The 21,999-nt window shown below is 71.4% G+C and carries 20 protein-coding genes and 1 pseudogene; 15 read left to right on the top strand and 6 right to left on the bottom strand.

From position 1 onward, the window contains the following. Positions 1-206 precede the first annotated feature (206 nt). The 5 genes from ABZ945_RS01770 (at position 207) to ABZ945_RS01790 (ending at position 5,278) form a co-directional block, all read left to right on the top strand. Positions 207-704: a hypothetical protein gene (locus tag ABZ945_RS01770; protein ID WP_361262240.1), complete on the top strand. Its 498-nt coding sequence runs from the start codon at positions 207-209 to the stop codon at positions 702-704. Positions 705-773: 69 nt separating this feature from the next. Next, a complete protein-coding gene (locus ABZ945_RS01775) occupies positions 774-1,673 on the top strand; it encodes a TatD family hydrolase (protein ID WP_361262243.1) in 900 nt (299 codons plus the stop codon). Positions 1,674-1,947: 274 nt separating this feature from the next. Further along, the gene (locus tag ABZ945_RS01780; RefSeq protein ID WP_361262900.1) at positions 1,948-3,423 is read left to right on the top strand and encodes a ubiquitin-like domain-containing protein; all 1,476 of its coding nucleotides are present in this window, start codon (positions 1,948-1,950) and stop codon (positions 3,421-3,423) included. A gap of 50 nt (positions 3,424-3,473) precedes the next feature. Beyond that, a complete protein-coding gene (gene rsmA, locus ABZ945_RS01785; RefSeq protein ID WP_361262246.1) occupies positions 3,474-4,337 on the top strand; it encodes a 16S rRNA (adenine(1518)-N(6)/adenine(1519)-N(6))-dimethyltransferase RsmA in 864 nt (287 codons plus the stop codon). Continuing rightward, positions 4,334-5,278: a 4-(cytidine 5'-diphospho)-2-C-methyl-D-erythritol kinase gene (locus ABZ945_RS01790; protein ID WP_361262248.1), complete on the top strand. Its 945-nt coding sequence runs from the start codon at positions 4,334-4,336 to the stop codon at positions 5,276-5,278. The genes rsmA and ABZ945_RS01790 overlap by 4 nt, the downstream gene beginning before the upstream one ends. Positions 5,279-5,296: 18 nt before the next feature. Here ABZ945_RS01790 and ABZ945_RS01795 read toward each other — a convergent pair whose 3' ends face one another. After that, positions 5,297-5,977, bottom strand: a complete 681-nt coding sequence (locus tag ABZ945_RS01795) for an NAD(P)H oxidoreductase (protein ID WP_361262251.1) — start codon at positions 5,975-5,977, stop codon at positions 5,297-5,299. 119 nt (positions 5,978-6,096) lie between these two features. On the opposite strand from ABZ945_RS01795, the gene ABZ945_RS01800 reads away from it, so the two are divergent. Beyond that, on the top strand, positions 6,097-7,050 hold the full coding sequence (locus tag ABZ945_RS01800; protein WP_361262253.1) for an AraC family transcriptional regulator: 954 nt from the start codon (positions 6,097-6,099) through the stop codon (positions 7,048-7,050). A gap of 584 nt (positions 7,051-7,634) precedes the next feature. Further along, on the top strand, positions 7,635-7,763 hold the full coding sequence (locus ABZ945_RS01805; RefSeq protein WP_361262256.1) for a hypothetical protein: 129 nt from the start codon (positions 7,635-7,637) through the stop codon (positions 7,761-7,763). Between the two features lie 228 nt (positions 7,764-7,991). Here ABZ945_RS01805 and ABZ945_RS01810 read toward each other — a convergent pair. The 3 genes and pseudogenes from ABZ945_RS01810 to ABZ945_RS01820 form a co-directional block, all read right to left on the bottom strand. Next, positions 7,992-8,501, bottom strand: a pseudogene (locus tag ABZ945_RS01810) (flavoprotein); the annotation flags it as partial. Positions 8,502-8,741: 240 nt separating this feature from the next. After that, entirely contained in the window at positions 8,742-9,983 is a 1,242-nt protein-coding gene (locus tag ABZ945_RS01815; protein ID WP_361262259.1) for a tetratricopeptide repeat protein, read from the bottom strand. Between the two features lie 659 nt (positions 9,984-10,642). Then, positions 10,643-11,401 carry a GntR family transcriptional regulator gene (locus tag ABZ945_RS01820; protein ID WP_361262262.1) on the bottom strand — a complete coding sequence of 253 codons (759 nt, stop codon included), beginning with the start codon at positions 11,399-11,401 and terminating at the stop codon, positions 10,643-10,645. Positions 11,402-11,508: 107 nt separating this feature from the next. Here ABZ945_RS01820 and ABZ945_RS01825 point away from each other — a divergent pair, with 107 nt between their 5' ends. The 5 genes from ABZ945_RS01825 to ABZ945_RS01845 all read left to right on the top strand — a co-directional run bounded on the left by ABZ945_RS01825 (position 11,509) and on the right by ABZ945_RS01845 (position 15,040). Next, the gene (locus ABZ945_RS01825; protein WP_361262265.1) at positions 11,509-11,754 is read left to right on the top strand and encodes a hypothetical protein; all 246 of its coding nucleotides are present in this window, start codon (positions 11,509-11,511) and stop codon (positions 11,752-11,754) included. An 8-nt stretch (positions 11,755-11,762) separates the two neighbouring features. Next, on the top strand, positions 11,763-11,957 hold the full coding sequence (locus ABZ945_RS01830) for a hypothetical protein (RefSeq protein WP_361262268.1): 195 nt from the start codon (positions 11,763-11,765) through the stop codon (positions 11,955-11,957). Between the two features lie 68 nt (positions 11,958-12,025). Then, positions 12,026-12,289: a hypothetical protein gene (locus ABZ945_RS01835; RefSeq protein ID WP_361262271.1), complete on the top strand. Its 264-nt coding sequence runs from the start codon at positions 12,026-12,028 to the stop codon at positions 12,287-12,289. A 708-nt stretch (positions 12,290-12,997) separates the two neighbouring features. After that, complete coding sequence (locus ABZ945_RS01840) at positions 12,998-13,585, top strand: CYTH domain-containing protein (RefSeq protein WP_361262273.1); 588 nt, start codon at positions 12,998-13,000, stop codon at positions 13,583-13,585. Between the two features lie 321 nt (positions 13,586-13,906). Then, positions 13,907-15,040 (top strand): serine hydrolase domain-containing protein, encoded by a 1,134-nt coding sequence (locus tag ABZ945_RS01845; RefSeq protein WP_361262277.1) that lies wholly within the window; start codon positions 13,907-13,909, stop codon positions 15,038-15,040. Here the strand turns inward: ABZ945_RS01845 and ABZ945_RS01850 are convergent. After that, positions 14,997-15,980 carry an alpha/beta hydrolase gene (locus tag ABZ945_RS01850; RefSeq protein ID WP_361262280.1) on the bottom strand — a complete coding sequence of 328 codons (984 nt, stop codon included), beginning with the start codon at positions 15,978-15,980 and terminating at the stop codon, positions 14,997-14,999. The genes ABZ945_RS01845 and ABZ945_RS01850 overlap by 44 nt on opposite strands. Before the next feature lie 345 nt (positions 15,981-16,325). Between ABZ945_RS01850 and ABZ945_RS01855 the strand changes: the two genes are divergently transcribed. Then, positions 16,326-16,880 (top strand): hypothetical protein, encoded by a 555-nt coding sequence (locus ABZ945_RS01855; RefSeq protein ID WP_361262283.1) that lies wholly within the window; start codon positions 16,326-16,328, stop codon positions 16,878-16,880. A gap of 295 nt (positions 16,881-17,175) precedes the next feature. Here the strand turns inward: ABZ945_RS01855 and ABZ945_RS01860 are convergent, their stop codons facing one another. Next, entirely contained in the window at positions 17,176-17,466 is a 291-nt protein-coding gene (locus ABZ945_RS01860; RefSeq protein ID WP_361262286.1) for a lipoprotein, read from the bottom strand. A 124-nt stretch (positions 17,467-17,590) separates the two neighbouring features. On the opposite strand from ABZ945_RS01860, the gene ABZ945_RS01865 reads away from it, so the two are divergent. Together ABZ945_RS01865 and ABZ945_RS01870 are read left to right on the top strand one after the other, a co-directional pair. Then, positions 17,591-19,387: an ABC-F family ATP-binding cassette domain-containing protein gene (locus tag ABZ945_RS01865; RefSeq protein WP_361262288.1), complete on the top strand. Its 1,797-nt coding sequence runs from the start codon at positions 17,591-17,593 to the stop codon at positions 19,385-19,387. Between the two features lie 548 nt (positions 19,388-19,935). After that, the gene (locus ABZ945_RS01870; RefSeq protein WP_361262290.1) at positions 19,936-21,846 is read left to right on the top strand and encodes a PQQ-binding-like beta-propeller repeat protein; all 1,911 of its coding nucleotides are present in this window, start codon (positions 19,936-19,938) and stop codon (positions 21,844-21,846) included. Positions 21,847-21,999: the final 153 nt, after the last annotated feature.

The following is a 21,999-nucleotide window of genomic DNA, read 5'->3' on the forward strand; positions in this document are numbered from 1 at the left end:
TCCCGGTATGCGGCGTCCCAAATCGGTTCGATGGTTCGGCAGATGCCTTAGCGCTCCTGCCGGTGAAGGCGTCCACTGGCTTCAGTGACCCGCTCGACGGCCGAATTCGGCGGCCAGAGCACTCCTCGGCGGCATGCGTCCGCATGCGTGCGCGCTGAGGTGCCCCCCAACGGGTCCTGAGCAGTCCCGAGTGGGAAGGAGCCGGCATGACCGAGATAGTGAGCACCCCGGTCGGACATGAGGCCTACGCCTTCGCCTGCATGAGGTGCGGGCACGGCTGGGAGCAGGCCTACGAGATAGAGCACCACACCGACGTCGACGGCCACGCCTTCGTGGTCTACCGCGCCGACGGCGGGCGCCGGGTGGCCTCCCCGCTCTCCAAGCCCACCTGCGAGAACTGCGACAGCCATGTGGTGCGCATCATGCGCTCCGGCCAGGTCTCCTCGGTGCTGGACCTGCTCGCCCGGCAGTCCGTCCCGGCCCGGGGCGCCCTCGGACCGCTCGGCCCCACCGACCTGGACGAGCGGGAGCGCGAGGCCGCCGCGGCCGCCGCCGCGAGCCCGGTCCCCGCCGTCCCGATCGACCCCTCCGCGCCCGCCTCCGCCGTGCCGGCCCAGCCCGCCGCCGCCCCGGACGCCGACCTGCGCAAGGAGCCGCACCACTGGCATCTGTCGGACCTGCTGCACCCCTTCCGGGGCAGGTAGCCCGCACTGGGTCCGGGCGAACGGGTCCGGGCGAACGGGTCCGGGCGGCGGCTTCCGTACGATCGGGGCATGAGTGCCAAGGACGCCCCGCCGCCGCTGCCCGAACCCCTCGGCGTACCGGTCGCCGATTCGCACACCCACCTGGACATGCAGTCCGGCACCGTGGACGAGGCGCTCGCCAAGGCCGCCGCGGTCGGTGTCGAGACGGTCGTCCAGGTGGGCTGCGACCTGAAGGGCTCCCGCTGGGCGGCGGAGACGGCCGCCGCCCACGCCAACGTGCATGCCGCCGTCGCCCTGCACCCCAACGAGGCGCCTCGGATCGTCCTGGGGGATGGTGGGGGCACCTCCCAGCCCCCTGGGGCTGGGGGAGGCTGGTCCCGTCAGGGGGCCCGAGAAGCCGGCGGCGACGGCGCCCTGGACGACGCCCTCGCCGAGATCGACCGGCTGGCCGCGCTGCCCCAGGTGCGGGCCGTCGGCGAGACCGGGCTCGACTACTTCCGTACCGGCCCCGAGGGCATGGCCGCCCAGGAGCGCTCGTTCCGCGCCCATATCGAGATCGCCAAGCGACACGGCAAGGCGCTGGTCATCCACGACCGCGAGGCCCACGCCGATGTGCTGCGGATCCTCGCCGAGGAGGGCGCGCCCGAACGGACCGTCTTCCACTGCTACTCGGGCGACGCCGAGATGGCCCGCATCTGCGCCCAGGCCGGCTACTTCATGTCCTTCGCCGGAAACGTCACCTTCAAGAACGCTCAGCCCCTCCGGGACGCCCTCGCGGTCGCCCCCCTGGACCTGGTCCTGGTGGAGACCGACGCCCCCTTCCTCACCCCCGCCCCCTACCGCGGGCGGCCCAACGCGCCCTATCTGATCCCGCTCACGGTGCGGGCGATGGCCGAGGTGCGGGGGGTGGACGAGGAGGCCATGGCCACCGCGATCGCCGTCAACACGGCCCGCGCCTTCGACTACTGAGCAGCACCTGGTCACCACCGCCGAGCGCGACACCGCGTAACCGGGCTGTTTGGGAGAGTGACCGAGACTCCGCTAGGGTCCCGGCCTCGTGAGCACCTCCGCCACATACGAGTACGAGCCGGCCCCCGGCTACGGCCCCCCGCCGGTCGCCTACGGCCCGCCGGCGGCTGCCGAGGGCTACGGTCCGCCGGTGGTCGCCGCCGGGTTCGGTCCGCCGCCGGTCGCCGAGGGGTACGGTCCGCCGCCCCTCGCGGACGGTTACGGCGCGCCGTCGATGGCTGATGGGTACGGTCCACCGTCCACCGTCGAGGGGTACAGGGCGCCGTCGATTGCTGATGGGTACGGCCCGCCGCCCGTCACCGCGTACGGCCCGGGCCCCGCCCCCGTACCCCCGGCCGCCCCCTGGCCCCAGACCCCCTGGCCGCCGGAGCCGCCGAGCCCGTACGACCCGGCTCCGTACGGCAGCCACCCGGCGTACACCTCCCCCGCGCCGCCCCCGCCGCCGACCGATGGGCCGCCGACCGGTGGGCCGCCGACCGATGGCCGGGGCGAGGCGCGTCGGGCGGCAGCCGCCCGCCGACGCCGTACCCCCGACCCGGCAGTCCCCCTCCCCACCCCCCTCCCCGCCCCCGAATCGTCCAGTGGGCCGGACACGCTGCGGCGGCTCGTCCCCCAGGCGCTCGTCGTCGCGGTCCTCGCCGGCGGCACCACCGCCTTCGTCGCCCAGGACAAGGCGGTGGAGCTCAGCGTCGACGGCGGCCCGGCCCGCACCCTGCACACCTTCGCCGACGACGTACGGGAACTGCTCGCCGAGGAGGACCTGGCCCCCGGCCCGCACGACACCGTCACCCCCGGCGGCCCGGACGGCACCCTCTCCGACGGCGACCGGGTCCAGCTGCGCTACGGACGTCCCGTCGCCCTCACCCTGGACGGCCAACGCCGACAGCTGTGGACGACGGTGGGCACCGTTGACGAGGCCCTGCGCGAGATCGGCGTCCGGTCCTCGGGCGCGTACCTCTCCACCGCTCCCACCACCCCGATCCCGCGCTCCGGCCTCACCCTCGACGTACGCACCGAGCGGGCGGTGACCTTCATGGCCGACGGGCGCGAGCGCACCATCCGCACCAACGCCGCCACCGTCGGCGAGGCGCTCGCCCAGGCCGGGATCACGCTCGCCGGGCAGGACACCACCTCCGTACCCGCCGGCACGTTCCCCCGCGACGGCCAGACGGTCACCGTCATGCGGATCACCGACGGCCGCGAGGTCCGCGAGGAACCGCTGCCGTACACGGTCGTCCGCACCTCCGATCCCGAGCTGTACACCGGTACGGAGGTGGTGGAGCGCCAGGGCCGGGCAGGCGTGCGCCGCCTCACCTACGCCCTGCGCACGGTCAACGGCGTCCGGCAGCGGCCCCGGCTGCTGGCCGACGAGATCGCCCGCGAGCCGGTCAGCCGCCAGGTCCGGGTCGGCACCCGGCCCCGGCCCGCCACCGTCGCGGTCTCCGGCGCCGACGGCCTGGACTGGGCCGCGCTGGCCGCCTGCGAGTCCGGCGGCCGGGCGGACGCGGTCGACCCGTCCGGCACCTACGGAGGCCTGTACCAGTTCGACCCCTCCACCTGGCAGGCCCTCGGCGGCAGCGGCACCGCCCAGCAGGCGCCCGCCGCCGAGCAGACCTTCCGGGCGAAGAAGCTCTATGTGCAGCGCGGCGCCAGCCCCTGGCCGCACTGCGGCGCCAGGCTGCACGGATGAGGCGCCGGGGAGGTTCAATTACTGAGCATTGGTGCCCGTAGGCTGTATCGGTGAGCACCACTGAGCCCGACGCCCTCCTCGGCCCCGCCGACATCCGCGAGCTGGCCGCCGCGCTGGGCGTGCGCCCGACCAAGCAGCGCGGCCAGAACTTCGTCATCGACGCCAACACCGTGCGCCGGATCGTCCGCACGGCCGAGGTGCGTCCGGAGGACGTCGTGGTCGAGGTCGGCCCCGGCCTCGGCTCCCTCACCCTGGCCCTCCTGGAGGCCGCCGACCGGGTCACCGCCGTGGAGATCGACGACGTCCTCGCCGCCGCCCTCCCCTCCACCGTCGCCGCCCGCATGCCCGCCCGCGCCGACCGCTTCTCGCTCGTCCACTCCGACGCGATGCTGGTCGACGAGCTCCCCGGCCCGCCCCCCACCGCCCTGGTGGCGAACCTCCCCTACAACGTCGCCGTCCCCGTCCTCCTCCACATGCTGGACCGCTTCCCGACCATCGAGCGCACCCTCGTCATGGTCCAGGCGGAGGTCGCCGACCGGCTGGCCGCGGGCCCCGGCAACAAGGTGTACGGAGTGCCCTCGGTCAAGGCCAACTGGTACGCGGAGGTCAAGCGGGCCGGGTCCATCGGCCGCAACGTCTTCTGGCCGGCCCCCAACGTCGACTCCGGCCTGGTCTCCCTGGTCCGCCGCGCCAGCCCCGTCGCCACCACCGCCACCAAGCGCGAGGTCTTCTCCGTCATCGACGCGGCCTTCGCCCAGCGCCGCAAGACCCTGCGCGCCGCGCTCGCCGGGTGGGCCGGCTCCCCGGCCGCCGCCGAGCGCGCCCTCACCACCGCCGGGGTCTCCCCGCAGGCTCGTGGCGAGTCCCTCACCGTCGAAGAGTTCGCCCGGATCGCGGAGGCCAAGGAAGCGTGAGCAGCACCGGTACGCGTACGGGGGTGACCGTCCGGGTCCCCGCCAAGGTCAACGTCCAACTGGCGGTGGGCGGCGCCCGCCCCGACGGCTACCACGACCTGGCCAACGTCTTCCTCGCCGTCTCCCTCTACGACGAGGTGACGGCCACTCCCTCCTCCGGTGGTGTCGTCGTCACCTGCTCCGGCCCCGACGCCCCCCAGGTCCCCCTGGACTCCACCAACCTGGCCGCCCGCGCCGCCGAGGCCCTGGCGGCCCACCACGGCATCGCCCCCGACGTCCACCTGCACATCGCCAAGGACATCCCGGTCGCCGGGGGGATGGCGGGCGGCAGCGCCGACGGGGCCGCCGCCCTCCTCGCCTGCGACATCCTCTGGGGCCTGTCCACCCCCCGCGACGAACTCCTCGCCCTCTGCGCCGAGTTGGGCAGCGACGTCCCGTTCTCCCTGCTGGGCGGCGCCGCCCTCGGCACCGGCCGCGGCGAGCACCTCACCCCGCTCCCGGTGGGCGGCGACTTCCACTGGGTCTTCGCGGTGGCCGACGGCGGCCTCTCCACCCCCGCCGTCTACGCCGAGTTCGACCGCCTCACCGCCGACACCGCCGTCCCGCCCCCCGTCGCCACCCCCGCCCTCCTCGAAGCCCTCCGCACCGGCGACCCCACCGCCCTCGCCGCCACCCTCGCCAACGACCTCCAACCCGCCGCCCTCTCCCTCCGCCCCTCCCTCGCCGCCACCCTCACCACCGGCACCACCGCCGGCGCCCTCGCCGCCCTCGTCTCCGGCTCCGGCCCGACCACCGCCTTCCTGGTCAAGGACGTCGACGCGGCCGCGCATGTGGCCGCCGCCCTGCTGGAGTCGGGCACCTGCCGCACGGCCCGGGTGGCGACCTCTCCGGCGGACGGGGCTGTGGTGGTGCAGCCGACCCGGTCCTCGCGGACTACGTAGTCCTCCCCCTCCCAGGGTTCAGACCGCCACAAGCTCCTCGGCCACGAACCGATCCACGAACCCCTCTGCACGACGGTCGAAGGCCGCGTACCGCGCCTCCCGCTCGGAGCCCGCGACCGCCGCGCCGACCAAGAGGGTGCCTTCGGCGTCGACACGCTGCGGACGCTCCTCCGCGTCGGTGAGCAGGCCGACGGTGGAGCGGGAGAAGCCGCAGTAGTAGGCGATGCCGTCGTTCAGACCGCTCTCCAGGACGGTCTGCATCCCCTCCACGAGAGGATCGTCGGCGGTGGCACCGGCCAGGCCCAGCCACAGGATGCGCTTGCCGGCGAGGCGGGGCTTGCTGCGGCCGTATGCGAAGCCGTAGTTCCATACGCGGTCGATCCAGCCCTTGAGGACGGCGGGCACGCTCATCCAGTACACCGGGAAGACGACGACGAGGACATCGGCGTCGAGGATGCGCCGCATATGGGTCCGCACCTCGTCCGAGTACGCCTTCTCCCGGTTGCCCCAGTCCGGCTGGTCCGACTCGTTCATCCGCGGGTCGAACCCCTCGGCGTGCAGGTCGAGCAGGTCGACGCGGTATCCGGCGGCTTCGAGCCGGGTGGCGGCACGGCGGGCCGTGTGCGCGGTGAGGGAATCGGTGCGGTGGTGTGCCACGACGACGAGGGCGGTCCTGGTGCGGTTGTCGTGCTGCGTCACGGTGTCTCCCGGCTGCGGCTGGTCTCGGTCGGTTCGGTGAGTCCAGTACAGCCGGGCTGACATGGACGATCTATAGCAGAAACGCTCCGAGACATAGGAGATCGTCTACCCTATCCGCCATGGACCCTCTGAGTTCGCTGCTGAGCGGCATCCGGGCCGAAGGGTCGATCGTCAGCCATGCCGTACTGACGGCGCCCTGGGCCATCCGCTTCGTCGACGACGCGCCGCTCACCATGATCAACGTGCTGCGTGGTGGCGGCACCCTGCTGCTGGCCGACGGAACCGAGCGGGCGGTCGGCCCGGGCGACACGGTCCTCGTGCGCGCTTCCGCGCCGTTCAATCTCGTGGACCGTCCCGCCACCCTCCGCGGCGCCCACGCCGCGTACGAGATCGCCTGCTTCACCGCGAACACCGACTGCGCCGCCCAGGAACTCGGCGGCATCCACTGGGGCGCCGACTCCCAGGAGACGACCGCGTTGATCGTGGGCGCCTACCGCGCCTCGGGCATGCGCCACGAACGGCTCCTGCGCACCCTGCCGCCGGTCCTGGTGGTCACGGAGGACGCCGAGGTCTGCACCTGGCTGGAGGCGGCCGCCATCGACGCCGCCCGGCACTCGGCCGGTTCGCAGGCGCTGATGGACCGGCTCCTCGACTGGGCCCTGGTCTGCACCTTGCGCACCTGGTTCGACCGGGCGGGCGCCGACGCGCCCGGCTGGTACCGGGGCCTCGCCGACCCGGTGCTCGCCCCCGCCCTGGAGTCCTTCAACGAACGACCCGCCGAGGCCTGGACGGTGGCGTCCCTGGCCGCCCGGGCCGGCGTCTCGCGCGCCCTGTTCGCCAAGCGCTTCACCGAACTGATGGGCCGCCCGCCTCTCGCCTACCTCACCGAGTGCCGCATGGACGAGGCCGAGGCGCTGCTGTCCGAGACCGACCTCGGCATCGCCCGGATCGCCAAGTCCGTCGGCTACGCCGACGCCTTCGGCTTCAGCACCGCGTTCAAACGCCACAAGGGCCTAAGCCCAAGCGCCTTCCGCGCCGCGTCCGCTGCGCCGAAGAAACCTGCGGCCGGTTAGCCGGGAAACCCCCGTGACGGGCCCCTCGGGACGGGGCGCGGGCGACGCGCCCTGCTCCGGCCCCGACCGAGCCGTACGGCACCGGGTGGCGACTTCGCTGACGGGGGCGGCTGTCATGGGTGACAGAGGGTCGCGAAGTGCCCGGGTTGTCTGATCCTCCGGAAGTGCAAGCGGAGTTGCCGGACCAGCAGTAGCGTCGCAGGTGAGTGAGAGTGCTCCCCGTGAACGCGGGGATGGCCCCCATCTGTCTCGGTGGTGGGGAGCACCAATAGCGTGTTCCCCGCGCATGCGGGGATGGCCCCGGGGCGATCGACGCCAACGTGCGTGCCCAGGCGTGCTCTCCGCGTACGCGGGGACGGCCCCGGCCGCCCATGCGTTTCCTGGCCTGGACATGCCGGGACGCCGTCGTCACATCGCGGCTTCCGCCGGAGCCGCCCTCTCCCGCAGCGTCTGCGCCTCCACTAGGCATCCACACCGGCCAGCAGCGGCGGGTAGCCACTCCAGCGAGAGGCCGATCGTCCTGATCCCGAAACCCAAGCCAAAGGGCTGAGTACGCTGGGCGGGCCGACAACGAGGAGGACCGGATGAGCGAGTGGATCGACCCGCGATACGCCGAGCTGGTCGCCGCCTGGAAGCAAGCTCAGGAGCCGGATTCTCGGGACCCGGAGCCCCGGCCCATGCGCGGCTTCGCCGTCCCGGACCGCCAGAAGTAGGGCCACCCGTACGGCCACGGCCGACCGCGTCTCCCGTCACGGCTGGCCGGGCTCCAACTGCTCGACCGGGCCCTGAATCCTCGGGGCCGGTCGTGATGCGAGCAATGCCGCAGGTCGCGAAGTACACGCCCCGCCTGTGCGGGGATGGTCCCCCGATCATGGCGACGGAAACGCCGATCATGACACGCGCCCCGCCGGCGCGGGGATGGATGGCGCTGAGCACAAGGGTCACAGAGCCTCCACCGCATCCAACGCCGCGTCCCAGGGATACGGCCACTTCTCGCCGGGCGGGTTGGGCTGGAAGCCACCCGGGCCGTACAGCACACGAATCCCGGCTGCGCTCAGCGTCGCCAGGGACAGGGGTAGTTGAGGATGCTCGGCATAGGCCGCGTTGACGCATGGCATCAGCGCCATCGGAATGCGCTTGCCGATGCCTTCGGCGACGAACCCGGCCACCCAGGTGTCCGTCAGCCCGAGGGCGATCCGGTTGATCGTATTGGTGGTGGCCGGAGCGACAAGGACCGCGTCGGCTTGAGGCCAGACGTCCGGTTCTCCCGGCCGTCGGTATCGGTGACGGATCGGGTGCCGGGTCAGGGTCCTCAGGTCTTCCAGATCCTGGTCCAGCCACTCGGCCGTCGTCGGTGTCAGCCCGAGGCACACATCCCAGCCGCAAGCCTGAGCGTTCTCGACGACGGGAGCGACATCCAAGGCGGGCGGTGCCGCGCAGCAGAGTAGGTATCAGGGTGCGGGTCCTCGACATGAACTGACGGTATGCGAGGAGCCGTGCCGACTCGCTCGCGTGTGAATGCCGGTGATGCGCGATCCTCGGCATGCCATGCGCGTGTCCTCGGGTGGTCGCGGATCGTGGCGTGTCCTCCCCGCGCCCGGGGGTTGTCCCCCGACGACAGACGATCCCTCGTCGTGGGCCAAGTGCTCCGTACTGCCCATGCGCTCCCTGGATGTGCCAGCATGCCATCGTCACATCGGGGCTTCCGCCTGCGCCGCCCTCTCGCGTAGCGCCTGCGCCTCTGCCGACCCCGGGTACCGGCGGAGCCGTACGCGCATGTCTCGCAGGGCTGCCCGCACCTTCACCGAGCGGACGCCGTCCGCACAGTCGGCGAACTCGCTCCAGGTGGCGAGCGCGCCGTCCAGGTCGCCCTGCCGCAGCCGTACAGTGCCCAGGTCGGCCAGGACGATCGCGCGGGTGCGACGGCGATCCAGGCCGTGGATGTCCAGCGCGAGGCGCAACTGCTCTTCCGCCGCGTCCAGGTCGCCCAGGCGGTTGAGGATCATCCCGCTGTCGTGGGCCCAGCGGCCGGGGGAGTAGTGGGCGGCCCAGGACTCGCCACCGACGGCGGAGGGGCGGCCGATGGCTGCTTCGGAGGCGGCCAGGTGTCTAGTGGCCGTACGCCGGTCGTCGTCCTGTGCGGCCGCGTTGGCGAGCGTCGCCTCGTAGTAGGCAATTGCACGGGAGTTACCGACATGACGGCCCTGCTCCACACAGGCCTCACCAAGCTGTACGGCCTCCGCTCGGAATCCCAGGTCGATGCACTGGACGGTGAGGCCGCGCAATGCAGTGGCGGACAGTTCCGCATCACCGGCCTCGGCTGCCAGCCGGAACGCATGGGCGTAGTAGCCCTGTGCCAGGCCCCGCAGTTCCGGGGTGTCGCCTTCATCCTGGGCCATCCAACCGGCCAAGTGGACAAGCTGACTGGTCGCCCCGAACAGCTCGCGACCGACGACTTCGGTGAAGCGTCCCTTCAACCAGGGCGCGACATCCTGGGTGAGGTAGCGCACAGCCAAGTGCCGTGCGTGGCCGCCGCCGAGTTCCGAGGCCGAGTCGCCGAGCGACTTCACCATCTGCCGGACGGCCGCGACCTCGCCCACACCGACTCGTACCGAGCCCGAACCGGCCTGCGTACGCCGGGTGATGCTGTCGAGGTCCGGCAGCCCGAGCGCAGCCAGGGCGTACCCACTGGTGGCGGTGATGAAGTTCCGGCGGTCCACGTCACTCCTTGCCAGCTCCAGGGCCGAGGCCACGGTGTCCATGCCGGACGGTGCCGCCTCCGAGGGCGGAGCGGCATTGATGGCGTCCGGGTCAAGGTTCAACACCGTCGCCACATGGGGCCACCAGTAATCCGGCGCCCGCTCACCTGCCATCCACTTGTAGGCGTACTGCCGGGATAACCGCCCGGGGTCGCCGCTCTCCGCTTTCGACACGGCCCTCGCCAACTCGCTGGGGCCCCACCCCCGTGCCTCACATGCCTGAGCGATCAGAGCACCGACATGCCGCCTGTTCGTCATCCTGTCACCCCGCCTTCTCCGGACTACACGGGAGTACGCAGGACTACATCCTGGGCCCTCTCCAAGTGCCGTGTGGAGAAGTTGACTAAGCATCACCCGATCACTGCGGGCGACCGGAGTACTCCGATCCACCGGCGCCCGGCGCCCGGCGCCCGGCGCACGCACGAGCAAGAGGAAGCGCAGCGATGGCCCACCCCCGACAACTGCACCGTGGCCGGGTCGTGGTCCGCGTGGCAGGATTCCCGCCTGGTGTAGTGGACCGCCGGTCGGTGCTCTGGACGTCTGGCGAGATGATCCCCGCGCAGGCTGGCGTGGTTGCCAGTCCAGAGAAGCGCCGTGAGACGTTACGAAGGATCCCTCGCGCACGCGGGGATTCGTGCCCGCATCGGACGCGGCACCCCTTCGGGACGATGCGCTTCCCACCGATGCGGGGCCGTTCTCCCGTACACGGTCATGCCGTAGCCGTCCTTGGCCTGCTCCTCGCCCATGCGGGGATGGGTTGAAGGAGGACGGCAGGTATGAATAGCTCGACGAGGGTTGCTCGCTGGTCGGCGCTACCGCCACGGGCCAGCGCGTCAGACCCGTGGGACGCCGATCTCGTAGGCGATCTCCCACCGCACATCCGCGACGGTGATGTCGGCCGTCTCGACGGGGCGTCCGTCGGTGTCGTAGTAGGTGCGCTCGATCTCGGTCACCAGGTCGCCGATGCTGATGCCGAGCAGGTTCGCCGTCCGCTGACTGGCGCGGGCGGGGCGCGGCACTTCCACGGCCAGGTCGATGGTGATCCCGATGGACCGCATCCGCTCGACCACGCCGGCCCCGGCGAGCGGGCCCATCTCGGGCAGTACGACGGGTGTCTCGCCGGTGATGGCCATGGGCTCCCAGGACTCGGAGAGCTGAACGGGCTGCCCGTCGGCCAGGAACTCGTACCGAGTGAACACCGTCGGATCACCGGGCGAGATGGCCAGGCGCTCGGCGATGTGGTCGGGAGCGGGGACCCGGGCGGTGCTATGGCACTCCCATGTGCCGGTCTTGCCCTGTTCGTGCATGTCCGAGCGGAACGGGCTGCCGCCGCGGTGCTCGCGATGCCGGGAGCGGACCATACGCAGTCGCTCGCGTGGGCGCCGGACATAGGTACCCGACCCGGCTCGCCCCTCCAACAGGCCCTCGATGATGAGGCGTTCCATCGCGCGCTGCGCCACGGACTGCCCGACGCCGTACTCAGCGGCGATACGGGCCCGGCTGGGCAGCTTGTCGCCGATCGCCCACTCGCCGGACTTGATGCGGGCGCGCAGCTGGTCGGCCACCTGCAGGTACGGGGTCTCGCGTGGCATCTGCGTTGCTCCGGTGGGTCGGGTTCGACGTTGACAAAGCTAACCCATCAGGTGAAGCTAAGTACTCAGCATCACTAAAAGTGACGCGCAGATCACAGGGGAGAGCTGTGCCCGGTATCGAGACGCGCGCGACCGCCGTCGCCAGCATGCTTCAGGCCGCTACCGACGCCGAGCCTGTGGTCACCATCGGACCTCGCCTCGCCCGTATCGAGGTGGCTCTCCCCGACGATCTCGGCCCTGCTCGGCGCCAGGCCGTTCTGTTCGCCCTCGATCAGTGCGACCGCTACGGACATGACCGCATTGCCGAACGCGCCACCGTCTGGGCCGAGATCGATATCGACAGTAGGGAGTGAAACGCACCATGAAGACCTGTCACTGGTGTGGCAAGAGCGACGACCAAGCCGTCTGCGTCGGAGTCGTCCACGCCGCGTCCGGACCCGGCAGCGTTCTCCACGCCTGCTTGCACTGCCTGTCGCTGCACGGCTTCGTGCCCCTGGACGAGCACCCGCCCGACAGCCTCGGCGAGGTGCGCTCCACCAAGCCGACCCGCTCGTGAACGGCGCGAGCCGCCGTTCCGCCCCCGCCTTCAGGGGGCCCCGCAGCAGAACCTCAGAGAGGACGCCCATGGAATCCAGCCCGCGTCAGCGGACCCAGCCGCCGGCACGCGCCGCAGCGTCGTGGCCCTTCATCAGCCGGGTCGTCCCGCTCAAGCAGGACTTGCGCTACGACCGGCTGACCGGCCGCGCCCATCTGCCCGTCGAGGTGTGCCTGCGCGACGGGACGGCGGTCTCCAGCACGCTTGACCTGGATCCCGGTCAGGTAGAGCTCATCCGTATCCAGCTGGAGCGCGGCATCGAACTCCGTGAAGAGGCCCTGCAGCAGGACTGAGCGACGGCACAGGAGCCGGTGGATCGACGTCGAGAGAGGCAGGCGCCATCGCCCCGCCGCGTTCGAAGTCACTGGCGCGCCAGCGACTGCCGCCTGCTGATCCTGGCGCAGGTCGCGGACGGTGCTTCCGTCGTCCGTGGCCTGCGCCATCTGCCCGGCGGCTGCGGTTGGTTGCCGGTCACCGACCGAGGAAGTGCCCGGATGATGGGCTGGTACCCCTGATGTCGGATTCCGTAGAAGTCATGCGGGAGCGGCAGCGGTCCGAGTAACGTCCCAGGTCGCGAAGAGTGCTCCCCGCCTGCGCGGGGATGGCCCCGGCCCCTGCGTGCCCAAGCTGCGCGGCCGCCGGTGCTCCCCGCCTGCGCGGGGATGGCCCCGGAACCGTGATCCCCAAATATGGCCAGGGCTGGTGCTCCCCGCCCACGCGGGGATGGCCCCGCCGGGGTGGCCAGGCCGGTGCCGCCGACCTTGTGCTCCCCGCCCGCGCGGGGATGGCCCCCACCACGACGAGCACTACCCTCGCGACACGACGTGTTCCTCGCCCGCGCGGGGCTGGCCCCATGCAGCGATCGCCCATCACCGAGGTGACGTCCACCTCCCGGGTGATAGCCAGTCACATGCGCTGGTCCTCATCGATCGACTGAAGCTGCTGCCTATGGCAGTCCGTACGTCCACCACCCTTACCGACCACTTCTGAGAGAAGGACCCGTGAAGCACGAGTACGAGGCGAAGTTCCTGGCCGTCGATGCCGCCGGCCTCCAGGCCAAGCTGACTGCTCTCGGCGCCGTCCAGGCGTTCCCCCGCACACTCCTCACCCGCAAGATCTTCGAGAACGACTCCCTGGAAGGCGGGGCCTGGGTTCGGCTGCGTGATGAGGGCACCCGGTCGACGCTCACGCTCAAGCAGGTCACCGATGCCACGACGATCGACGGCACGAAGGAGATCGAGACCGAGGTCACCGATCTGCACGCCATGGCCGACATCCTGCGTCGAGTCGGCCTTACCGAGGTCCGCTACCAGGAGAACTACCGCGAGGAGTGGCGCTTGGGCGAGGTCGCCTTCGACTTCGACACCTGGCCCGACCTTCCCACCTTCCTGGAGATCGAGGGACCCGACGAGGCATCGGTGCGGCAGGCCGCCGTGATGCTGGACCTCGACTACTCCGAGGCCCGGTTCGGCAGCGTCGACGAGATCTACAAGAGCGAGTCCGGCCGCGACATCCTCGCCGAACCCACCCTTCTGTTCTCCGACGCCGAGAAGCAGAAGGACGTTCTTCCTACGGCCGAGGGCCTCTGATCGCGGAGGCAGCCGAGCAAAACTGGTGGAAGGCGCCTCGCAGCACAGGTGATCGCCATGTTCGCGTGCGGAGGACTGTCTGCACCGGCGGCCGCACGGAGCCTCCACGAACGGGCTGACGGGCTCTGCCGGCTCTACTGCGGGCATCGGTGGATGCGTGTCCGGTGGGTCGGCTTCGCCAAAGTCGCCGTCGTCCAGGCGCTGATGTACGCGTGCGGCCTGTACCCGCGTACCGGAGACGGGTGCGGTTGTCCCTCCCCGGGAAGGACGGCCCGGCCGCGCGAAGCCACAGCATCGGCACACCAAACCGGAGACATCGTGATGCCCACCCCGTACAGCCAGGCTGACCACAGGGCTCTGCACGAAGCCCTCCGAGCCGTCATCGCGGACGGGGCCACCCCGGGCGGTGTCATCCTCACCGGTGCGGCCGACGGCTCCCGTACGGTCCTTGCCGCTGGTGCCGTAGCTCCCGAGCACGGCCCCGAACGCCCCGACGAGCACACGCTCTACGACCTCGCCTCGCTCACCAAGGTCGTCGCCACCTGGCCCCTCATCGGCCGCGCCGTGGAAATGGGCCTGCTCGACATCGACACCCCACTCCGCGAGGCCCTCCCCGCCATGTCCGACAGCACCCCCAGCGCCGAACCCACCGTCCGGCAGATCCTCACTCACACCAGCGGCATGCGGGCCACCACCCGGCTCGATCACTACCGGGGCGCGGAGCTACCGCTGTACGAGCTGATGTGCCGCGAACCGCTGGACGACGAGCCTGGCCGTGCCCACCGGTACATCAACCGCGGCTTCGTCCTCCTCGGCCTGGCACTCACCCATGTCCACGGGCGAGACCTCGACCAACTCGCCCGGGAGCTCTTCGACGACCTCGGCATGCCCGCGACCACCTACGGGCCGCTGGCCCGCTCATCGCGGGTCGCTCCCACCGAGTCGCGCTTCCCCGGCGCACCTCAGCTCTGGGGCACCGCCCATGACGACAACGCCGCCCTGCTCGGCGGCGTCGCCGGACACGCGGGCATCTTCGCCAGCGCACACGACCTGGCCACCTACGCGGAACGCCTCCTCGGTGCGTACGCGAATGCCGACGATCCGCTGGGCGCCTGGTTCCGGGCCGGCCTGGTCCCCCAGGCGGAGATCGAGCCGGGCCTGCATCGGGGGCTGGCCTGGGTCACCACCCACGGTGGGCATACCGCCTACCACCACGGCTTCACCGGCACGAGCCTCTACCTCGCTCCGGCGGCAGGCCGCTACCTGGTGATCACCACGAACGCCATCCACAACGGCCCCGCGCGGACACGCCTGGCGCCCCTACGGGCCTTGGACTCAAGGTGCTCGCCGCTGGATGAGAGGGGGCCCGGTGGGTGGGCTCGGGGTCCATGCGCAAGTGCCACCGGGTGCATCAGGCAGCCAGGGAAGCGAGCCAATCGGTCAGGATCCGGTTGATCTCCGTGGGGCGTTCCTGCTGGATCCAGTGACCGCAGCCGTCAAGGATGTGCGACGAGACCAGGCCCGGCAGAGTGGTGGGGTACGCCTCGATCGCGTCTGCCAGCCAGATGGTGGAGGCATCCAGGGCCCCGCCCGCGAACAGCGACGGCTGGGTGAGGGGGGCGCCGTTGTACTCGGCTAGGTCTTCCCAGTCCCGGTCCATGTTCCGATAGCGGGCCAGAGCCCCGGTCAGGCCGGTCCGTTCGAACTCCGCGGCGTAGACGTCGAGGTCGTGCTCGCCCAACCAGGACGGCAGCCGATCGGCGGGGAACCGGTCACACAGCCTTCCGCCGCGGTTGACGAAGTGGGGGTCGGGCGCGCCCGGCGCGGGCATGGTGTCGGCGGACAGGGCGGCGTAGAAGCCCGCCAGCCAGCGGCGCACATCGGGTTCGATCTCCACCTCGGCGCGGCCCGGCTGCTGAAAGTAGGAGACGTAGAACTCCTCCTCCCCGCCCAACTGCGCGAAGACCTCACCGGGCCTGGGGCCGCCGGGCGGTGTGTAGGGCACGCTGAGCAGTCCGACCGCGCGGAAGACATCGGGCCGGACCAATGCGGAGGTCGCGGCTATGGTCGCTCCCCAGTCGTGCCCGACGATCACTGCGGTCTGCTCGCCCAACGCCTCCACCACCGCGGCGTTGTCCTCCACCAAATCGAGTACCCGGTACGCATCGACCGCCTCGGGCCTGGAGGAGCGGCCATAACCACGGACATCGACAGCCACCGCGCGGTAGCCGGCCGCGGCCAGTGCGGGCATCTGGTGGCGCCATGAGTACCAGGACTCCGGGAACCCGTGCACGAGCAACACCAGCGGCCCGCTGCCCTGCTCCACCAGGTGGATCCGGCCGGCGGGTGAAGGCACCAGACGGTGGGTGAGGCCGGCGGCGGTCGGCTGCGGCATGGATCCTCCTGGCAATAGTGCGGATGACCGGTGCCCACGACCAGACCGGAACCAGCTGCCGCGCTCCGGCCGAGGACACAGCAGCAATCGTTCAGCGGCCGGCGCACCAGGCGTGAATCCCGTTGCCGGTTCAGCAAAACCGGCCGCTCACCAGCGGCGCCTCTCAGTGATCCGGGAAGACGATCAAGCGGCGGCTGTCCGGCGGTGGCGATTCAACTCCTCCGCGCCTGCGCTCTCATACGATCGTGCTTGCCACGGAATCCGCCCGGACCCGCGCCCCGACCTGAACGAGGCGAAGAGGATCGACCGCTTTGTCAGAACCCACGCGCACTAGGGAGGTATGAAGTGGAGTGGAGTTTCAGCATCCTCCTCGCGAAGCCGCTCACCTCCGAACAGGCTGATGCGTTCGACCACTGCGACGCCCTCGCGGACGGAGCGATTTCCTACACGCTTCCCCCGGAAGATCCGGCCGCTCACCCGAAGTCTCCGGACGCATCCCTGCTGCGGGAGCTGGCCTGCGATATCGAGGCTCCGACCCTTCTGGACGCTGTCGCCCAAGCGGTACAGCGCATTCGGCTGATCGGCGGGCTACAGGCTGTCGGTGTCGCCCTGCCCGAGACCGTGACTCTCGATGAAGCCGCTCAGCGCAGCGGGCTAGGCGCTCAGTCGCTGGCACAGTCGTCCCAGGACCGGCACTTCCCCGCACCCGTATCCCGCGAGGGAACTGTGCTTTATGCCTGGGACCAGGTTCTCGCGTATCTGCGGGAGGTCGGTCATCCGGTCCCCGACGTTCCGCAGGACCTGGCGATCGCGGAACAGGCGCTTCGCCTTGTCGCCGCTCTCGATGGCGCCGACATCTCCCTGGGCACACTCAGGGCCCTGGGTCTGTCGATCGACTGAGGGGTTTCACGACAGGGCGAAGGTTGCCGCCGCTTGGGTCCGACTTCCCGGAAGTCATGCGGAAGCGATGGCGGCCCGAGTAACGTCGCAGGTTGCGAAGTGTGCTCCTCGCCCGCACGGGGATGGCCCGATCCCGGGGCCGATCGCTGAGGCACTGGGCATGTGCTCCCCGCCCGCGTGGGGATGGTCCCGTCATCCTGCGGTACTGCGAACTCCACGACCGGTGCTCCCCGCCCGCGCGGGGATGATCCTGCGACGATGCCGTTCACGGCGCCGAGGCCGAGGTGCGCCCCGCTCACTGCGGGGATCGCCCCTGGCCCCAGGCCCCCACCCCTCCACCCGGGGTCGCGCCCTCCTCGTCGGCGAGGAAGGCGGATAGGGCTGCGCGAGGGCTGAGGTCGTCGGGGGTGTCGGGGCCTGGGACGTAGACGCGGAGGAAGCCGGTGTGGCCGGCCGGTTTGGCGTCCAGCTCGCAGCGGACGTTCAGGGTGCCTTGGCGGACCTCGGGGGAGGGGGACGGGGAGGGGGCGTCGGCGGTGCAGCCGGTGGGGGCGAGGGATAGGGCGGTGAGGGGTGCCGTTGTCATGATCGTCCGCTGTATGGCCCGTACGAGGATCCCCGCCCCTGGTCGTGGGAGAACGCGGCACGGTAGCGCACCGCGGGTCCGGCTACTCTGGTAGGTCGCCCCCCGCCCGCGTACAGGAGTGTTCATGGCCGTCAACCTGGTCAATGTCGAGGCAGTCAGCAAGGTGTACGGCACCCGTGCGCTGCTCGACGGGGTGTCCCTCGGGGTCTCGGAGGGCGATCGCATCGGTGTGGTCGGGCGGAACGGGGACGGTAAGACGACCCTGATCCGGATGATCGCGAAGTTGGAGGAGGCCGACGGAGGGCGGGTTACGCACAGTGGGGGGTTGCGGCTGGGGGTGCTGACGCAGCACGACTCGCTGGACCCGGCCGCCACCGTGCGCCACGAGGTCATCGGCGACCGGGCCGATCATGAGTGGGCCGGGGACGCCAAGGTGCGGGATGTGCTGACCGGGCTGTTCGGGGGGTTGGACCTGCCGGGCTTCCCGCAGGGGCTGGACACCGTGATCGGGCCGCTGTCGGGTGGTGAGCGGCGGCGGATCGCGCTGGCGCAGCTGCTGATCGCCGAGCAGGATCTGTTGGTGCTGGACGAGCCGACCAACCACCTGGATGTGGAGGGGATCGCCTGGCTGGCGCGGCATTTGCAGGCTCGGCGGTCGGCGCTGGTGTGCGTCACCCACGACCGGTGGTTCCTGGACCAGGTCTGCACCCGGATGTGGGATGTGCAACGGGGCTCGGTCCATGAGTACGAGGGCGGGTACTCGGACTATGTGTTCGCGCGGGCCGAGCGGGAGCGGATCGCCGCGACCGAGGAGGCCAAGCGGCAGAATCTGATGCGCAAGGAGCTGGCCTGGCTGCGCCGTGGCGCCCCGGCCCGTACCTCCAAGCCGCGCTACCGCATCGAGGCGGCCAACGCGCTGATCGCGGATGTGCCGCCGGTGCGGGATTCGAGCGAGCTGATGAAGTTCGCCAACGCGCGGCTGGGGAAGACCGTGCTGGAGATGGAGGATGCGACGGTCACGGCGGGGCCGAAGACGCTGATCAAGCATCTGACCTGGCAGCTCGGGCCGGGGGACCGGATCGGGCTGGTCGGTGTCAACGGCGCGGGCAAGACCTCGCTGCTGCGGGCGCTGGCGGATGCCGCGTACAGCGGTGGGGAGAAGCAGCCGGCGGCGGGGAAGATCGTGGTCGGGAAGACGGTGCGGCTGGCTTATCTGTCGCAGGATGTGACGGAACTGCCGCCTCAGCTGAGGGTGTTGGAGGCGGTGCAGCAGGTCCGGGACCGGGTGGACCTCGGCAAGGGGCGGGAGATGACCGCCGGCCAGCTGTGCGAGCAGTTCGGCTTCGGGAAGGAGAAGCAGTGGACGCCGGTCGGTGATCTCTCGGGCGGCGAGCGGCGGCGGTTGCAGCTGCTGCGGCTGCTGATGGACGAGCCGAATGTGCTGTTCCTGGATGAGCCGACGAATGACTTGGATATTGAGACGCTGACGCAGCTGGAGGACTTGCTGGACGGGTGGCCGGGCTCGATGGTGGTCATCTCGCACGACCGCTTCTTCATCGAGCGCACCACCGACCGCACCTTCGCCCTGCTCGGCGACGCCACCCTGCGGATGCTGCCGCGAGGGATCGAGGAGTACTTGGAGCGGCGGGAGCGGATGGTGGAGGCCGCGGCGCCCGCACCGGTGGCCACTCCGGTGCGGGAGAAGTCGGCGGGGGACGCCCGGGCCGCCAAGAAGGAGCTGCAGAAGGTGGAGCGGCAGCTCGACAAGGTGGCGGAGCGGGAAGGGAAGCTGCACGCGTCGATCGCGGAGAACGCCACCGACTTCGCGAAGGTCGCCGAGCTCGACGCCGAGCTTCGCGCACTGGCCGCGCAGCGCGAGGAGTTGGAGACGCGGTGGCTGGAACTCGCCGAGGACGCGTAGCGGGGATGGCGGGACAGCCCGCCGCCCGGCGGCGTGGAGTCGGCGTGGAGAGGCGATAACAGAGGCATCACAGGCCGGTCCTCCCTTGGGTACAGGGGCGGGACCGGACCTTTTTGTGTCCTCGCCGGGTGATAGAAAGAAGCCCCGCTCGACTCACGCAACACTGCGGATTCCATGTCCGATTCACTCCATTCCGGCGGTACGTGCGCGCCGGAATCGCGGGGGAGGCCGGTCGGGCAGCGGGCCGCGCGAAGGGGGATGCGCTGATGAGTCAGCCGCCCAGCCAGCAACCGCCGCAGGGGGGCTTCGGGCCTCCGGAGGAGCCCGACCCGCGGGCCGGTCAGGACGGCCAGTCGGGTCGGTCGGATCGGGCCAACCCGTCGGATCAGGCCGGGAAGGCCGGGACGGCCGGGAAGGGCGGGAAGGCCGGCCAGCAGTCGCCGGGTGGTGCGGTTCCGCAGCCGCCGGCCCAGCCTCCGGCCGGGGCTCCGCAGCCGCCCGCCCAGCCTCCGGCGGGAGCACCGCAGCCGCCCGCCGGGCCGCCGCCGATGCCGCCGCAGGCCCCCGGCCAGGCGCCGGGCCAGGTGCCCGGGCAGCCCGGCGGGTACGGGGCCGGGGCTCCGCAGCCCGGCTACGGCACCCCCCAGCCCGGCTACGGCTACCCGCAGACCCCGCCCGGCCAGGCCCCCGGCCCGTACGGTGCCCCGACGCCCCCCGGCCAGGCCCCCGGCCCATACGGTGCCCCGACGCCCCCCGGTCAGGCCCCCGGCCCATACGGTGCCCAGACCCCGCCCGCCCAGGCCCCCGGCCCGTACGGCGGGCAGCCGAACCCCTACGGCGGGCAGCCCGGCAGCCCGTACGCGGCGGCCCCGCACCCCGGCGGGCCCGGCCAGCAGGCCCCGTACCCCGGCCAGCCCGGGAGCCCGTACGCCCAGCAGGCCCCCTACCCCGGCGGGCCCGGTCAACAGCCCCCGTACCCCGGTGGGCCCCAGCAGGGGTCTCCCGGGGGCAAGGGGCCCTTCAAGGGCAAGCCGCTGGCCATCGTGGCGGCGGCGGTGGCCGCGCTGCTGGTGGTCGGCGGCGGCGTCTGGTTCGCCACCGCCGGTGACGACGACCCGGCCAAGCCGGACGCCAAGGGCAGCAGCGCCCCGGTGAAGCCCAGCGGCTCCCCGACGGTGGACAAGGGCGACGGGACCGGCACCGGCGGCGGCCGCGATGTCGGCGACGACTTCAACGCCGACCGCCAGCCCGGCGAGGCGAAGGTCGCCTTCACCGTCAAGAATGACGTGGACCTGCCGCGCAACGGCGCCGATGTGTACGGCCCGTGGGTGGTCGGCGACACCGTCGTCAAGGCGATGTACAAGAGCGTCGTCGGCTACTCCGCCGCGGACGGCACCAAGAAGTGGGAGATCCCCTTCGCCACCGAGGTCTGCACGGCCCCGGCGGCGCCCACCGCCGACGGCAGGATCGTGATCGGTCTCAAGGACGGCGTCACCGAGAAGGCCGACTGCAACGACCTCCAGCTGATCGACCTCAACACCGGCAAGGCGGGCTGGAAGAAGCCCGTGCCGCGCGGCGACGGCTTCGGCTCGCTCTTCGAGATCACCCTCGCGATGAGCGGTGACACGGTGACCGCGGCCGGCACCGGCAACTCCTTCGCGTTCTCGATGGCCGACGGCAAGCAGCTGTGGGGCAAGGACCCGGACGCCGAGTGCAAGCGGTACGCCTTCGCCGGTGGCCCCAGGCTGATCGCCGCGGCCGACTGCGGCGGTGCCGCCAAGACGCAGCACGAGGTCAGCGAGGTCGACGCCAAGACCGGCAAGGCGAAGTGGAGTTACCGGCTGCCGGAGGGCTGGGAGGTCGACAAGGTCTACTCGGTCAGCCCGCTGGTGGTCTCCGCGATCAAGCGGGACAAGAAGGAGTGGAGCGTCTTCGCCCTCACCGACGGCGGCAAGCTGCGCTCCACCATCCAGGGCGGCAAGGACAAGTTCCGCCCCCAGTGCGGCGGCAGCTTCATCATTCTGGGTGAGTACCTCCAGGGCTGCATCGGGGTCGCGGCGGACGCCTCCACCTTCTATATGGCGACCGAGCCGACCCAGCTGACCCGGGGCACCAACGAGGTCGTCGCCTTCGACCTCGACACCGGCAAGCCCAAGTGGCGGGCCAAGGCGGGCCCGGAGCGGACGATGACCCCGCTGCGGATGGAGGGCTCCGAGGTGCTGGTGTACCTGCAGGGCTCCTACGACCGGGGCGGCGGCGTCGCCACGCTCGCCCCCACCGGCGGCGCACCGAAGATGCTGCTCCAGCACCCGGTCTCCACCGCCCAGCTGGAGAGCAGCGTGTACAACCCCCGGTACGCCTACGCCGACGGGCGGTTCTTCATCGCCGACGGCCGGGTCAGCGCCGGCAACGACGAGGAGGAGAAGAAGTTCATCACCATCCTCGCGTACGAGAAGTGAGTCGGGGCCGGGGGCGGGGCCGAAACCACATCCGGTGCCGGGACCGGTTGTCGGTCCTGGGCTGAGTCCGGCGTACGGCCCGGGGCGGGGTACTTCGACCGCCTCGGGCCGTACGCCCGCCCGTCTCCCCGCCTCCGTACGCCGTCCTTCGTC

Source organism: Streptomyces sp. NPDC046887 (genome assembly GCF_040644755.1).
In the GTDB taxonomy this organism is placed as follows: domain Bacteria; phylum Actinomycetota; class Actinomycetes; order Streptomycetales; family Streptomycetaceae; genus Streptomyces; species Streptomyces lichenis.

Coding starts and splice junctions, on each gene's coding strand:
- ABZ945_RS01770 (WP_361262240.1), top strand. CDS start 207: ATGACCGAGATAGTGAGCACCCCGGTCGGACATGAGGCCTACGCCTTC.
- ABZ945_RS01775 (WP_361262243.1), top strand. CDS start 774: ATGAGTGCCAAGGACGCCCCGCCGCCGCTGCCCGAACCCCTCGGCGTA.
- ABZ945_RS01780 (WP_361262900.1), top strand. CDS start 1,948: ATGGCTGATGGGTACGGTCCACCGTCCACCGTCGAGGGGTACAGGGCG.
- ABZ945_RS01800 (WP_361262253.1), top strand. CDS start 6,097: ATGGACCCTCTGAGTTCGCTGCTGAGCGGCATCCGGGCCGAAGGGTCG.
- ABZ945_RS01805 (WP_361262256.1), top strand. CDS start 7,635: ATGAGCGAGTGGATCGACCCGCGATACGCCGAGCTGGTCGCCGCCTGG.
- ABZ945_RS01820 (WP_361262262.1), bottom strand. CDS start 11,401: ATGCCACGCGAGACCCCGTACCTGCAGGTGGCCGACCAGCTGCGCGCC.
- ABZ945_RS01830 (WP_361262268.1), top strand. CDS start 11,763: ATGAAGACCTGTCACTGGTGTGGCAAGAGCGACGACCAAGCCGTCTGC.
- ABZ945_RS01835 (WP_361262271.1), top strand. CDS start 12,026: ATGGAATCCAGCCCGCGTCAGCGGACCCAGCCGCCGGCACGCGCCGCA.
- ABZ945_RS01845 (WP_361262277.1), top strand. CDS start 13,907: ATGCCCACCCCGTACAGCCAGGCTGACCACAGGGCTCTGCACGAAGCC.
- ABZ945_RS01850 (WP_361262280.1), bottom strand. CDS start 15,980: ATGCCGCAGCCGACCGCCGCCGGCCTCACCCACCGTCTGGTGCCTTCA.
- ABZ945_RS01860 (WP_361262286.1), bottom strand. CDS start 17,466: ATGACAACGGCACCCCTCACCGCCCTATCCCTCGCCCCCACCGGCTGC.
- ABZ945_RS01865 (WP_361262288.1), top strand. CDS start 17,591: ATGGCCGTCAACCTGGTCAATGTCGAGGCAGTCAGCAAGGTGTACGGC.
- ABZ945_RS01870 (WP_361262290.1), top strand. CDS start 19,936: ATGCCGCCGCAGGCCCCCGGCCAGGCGCCGGGCCAGGTGCCCGGGCAG.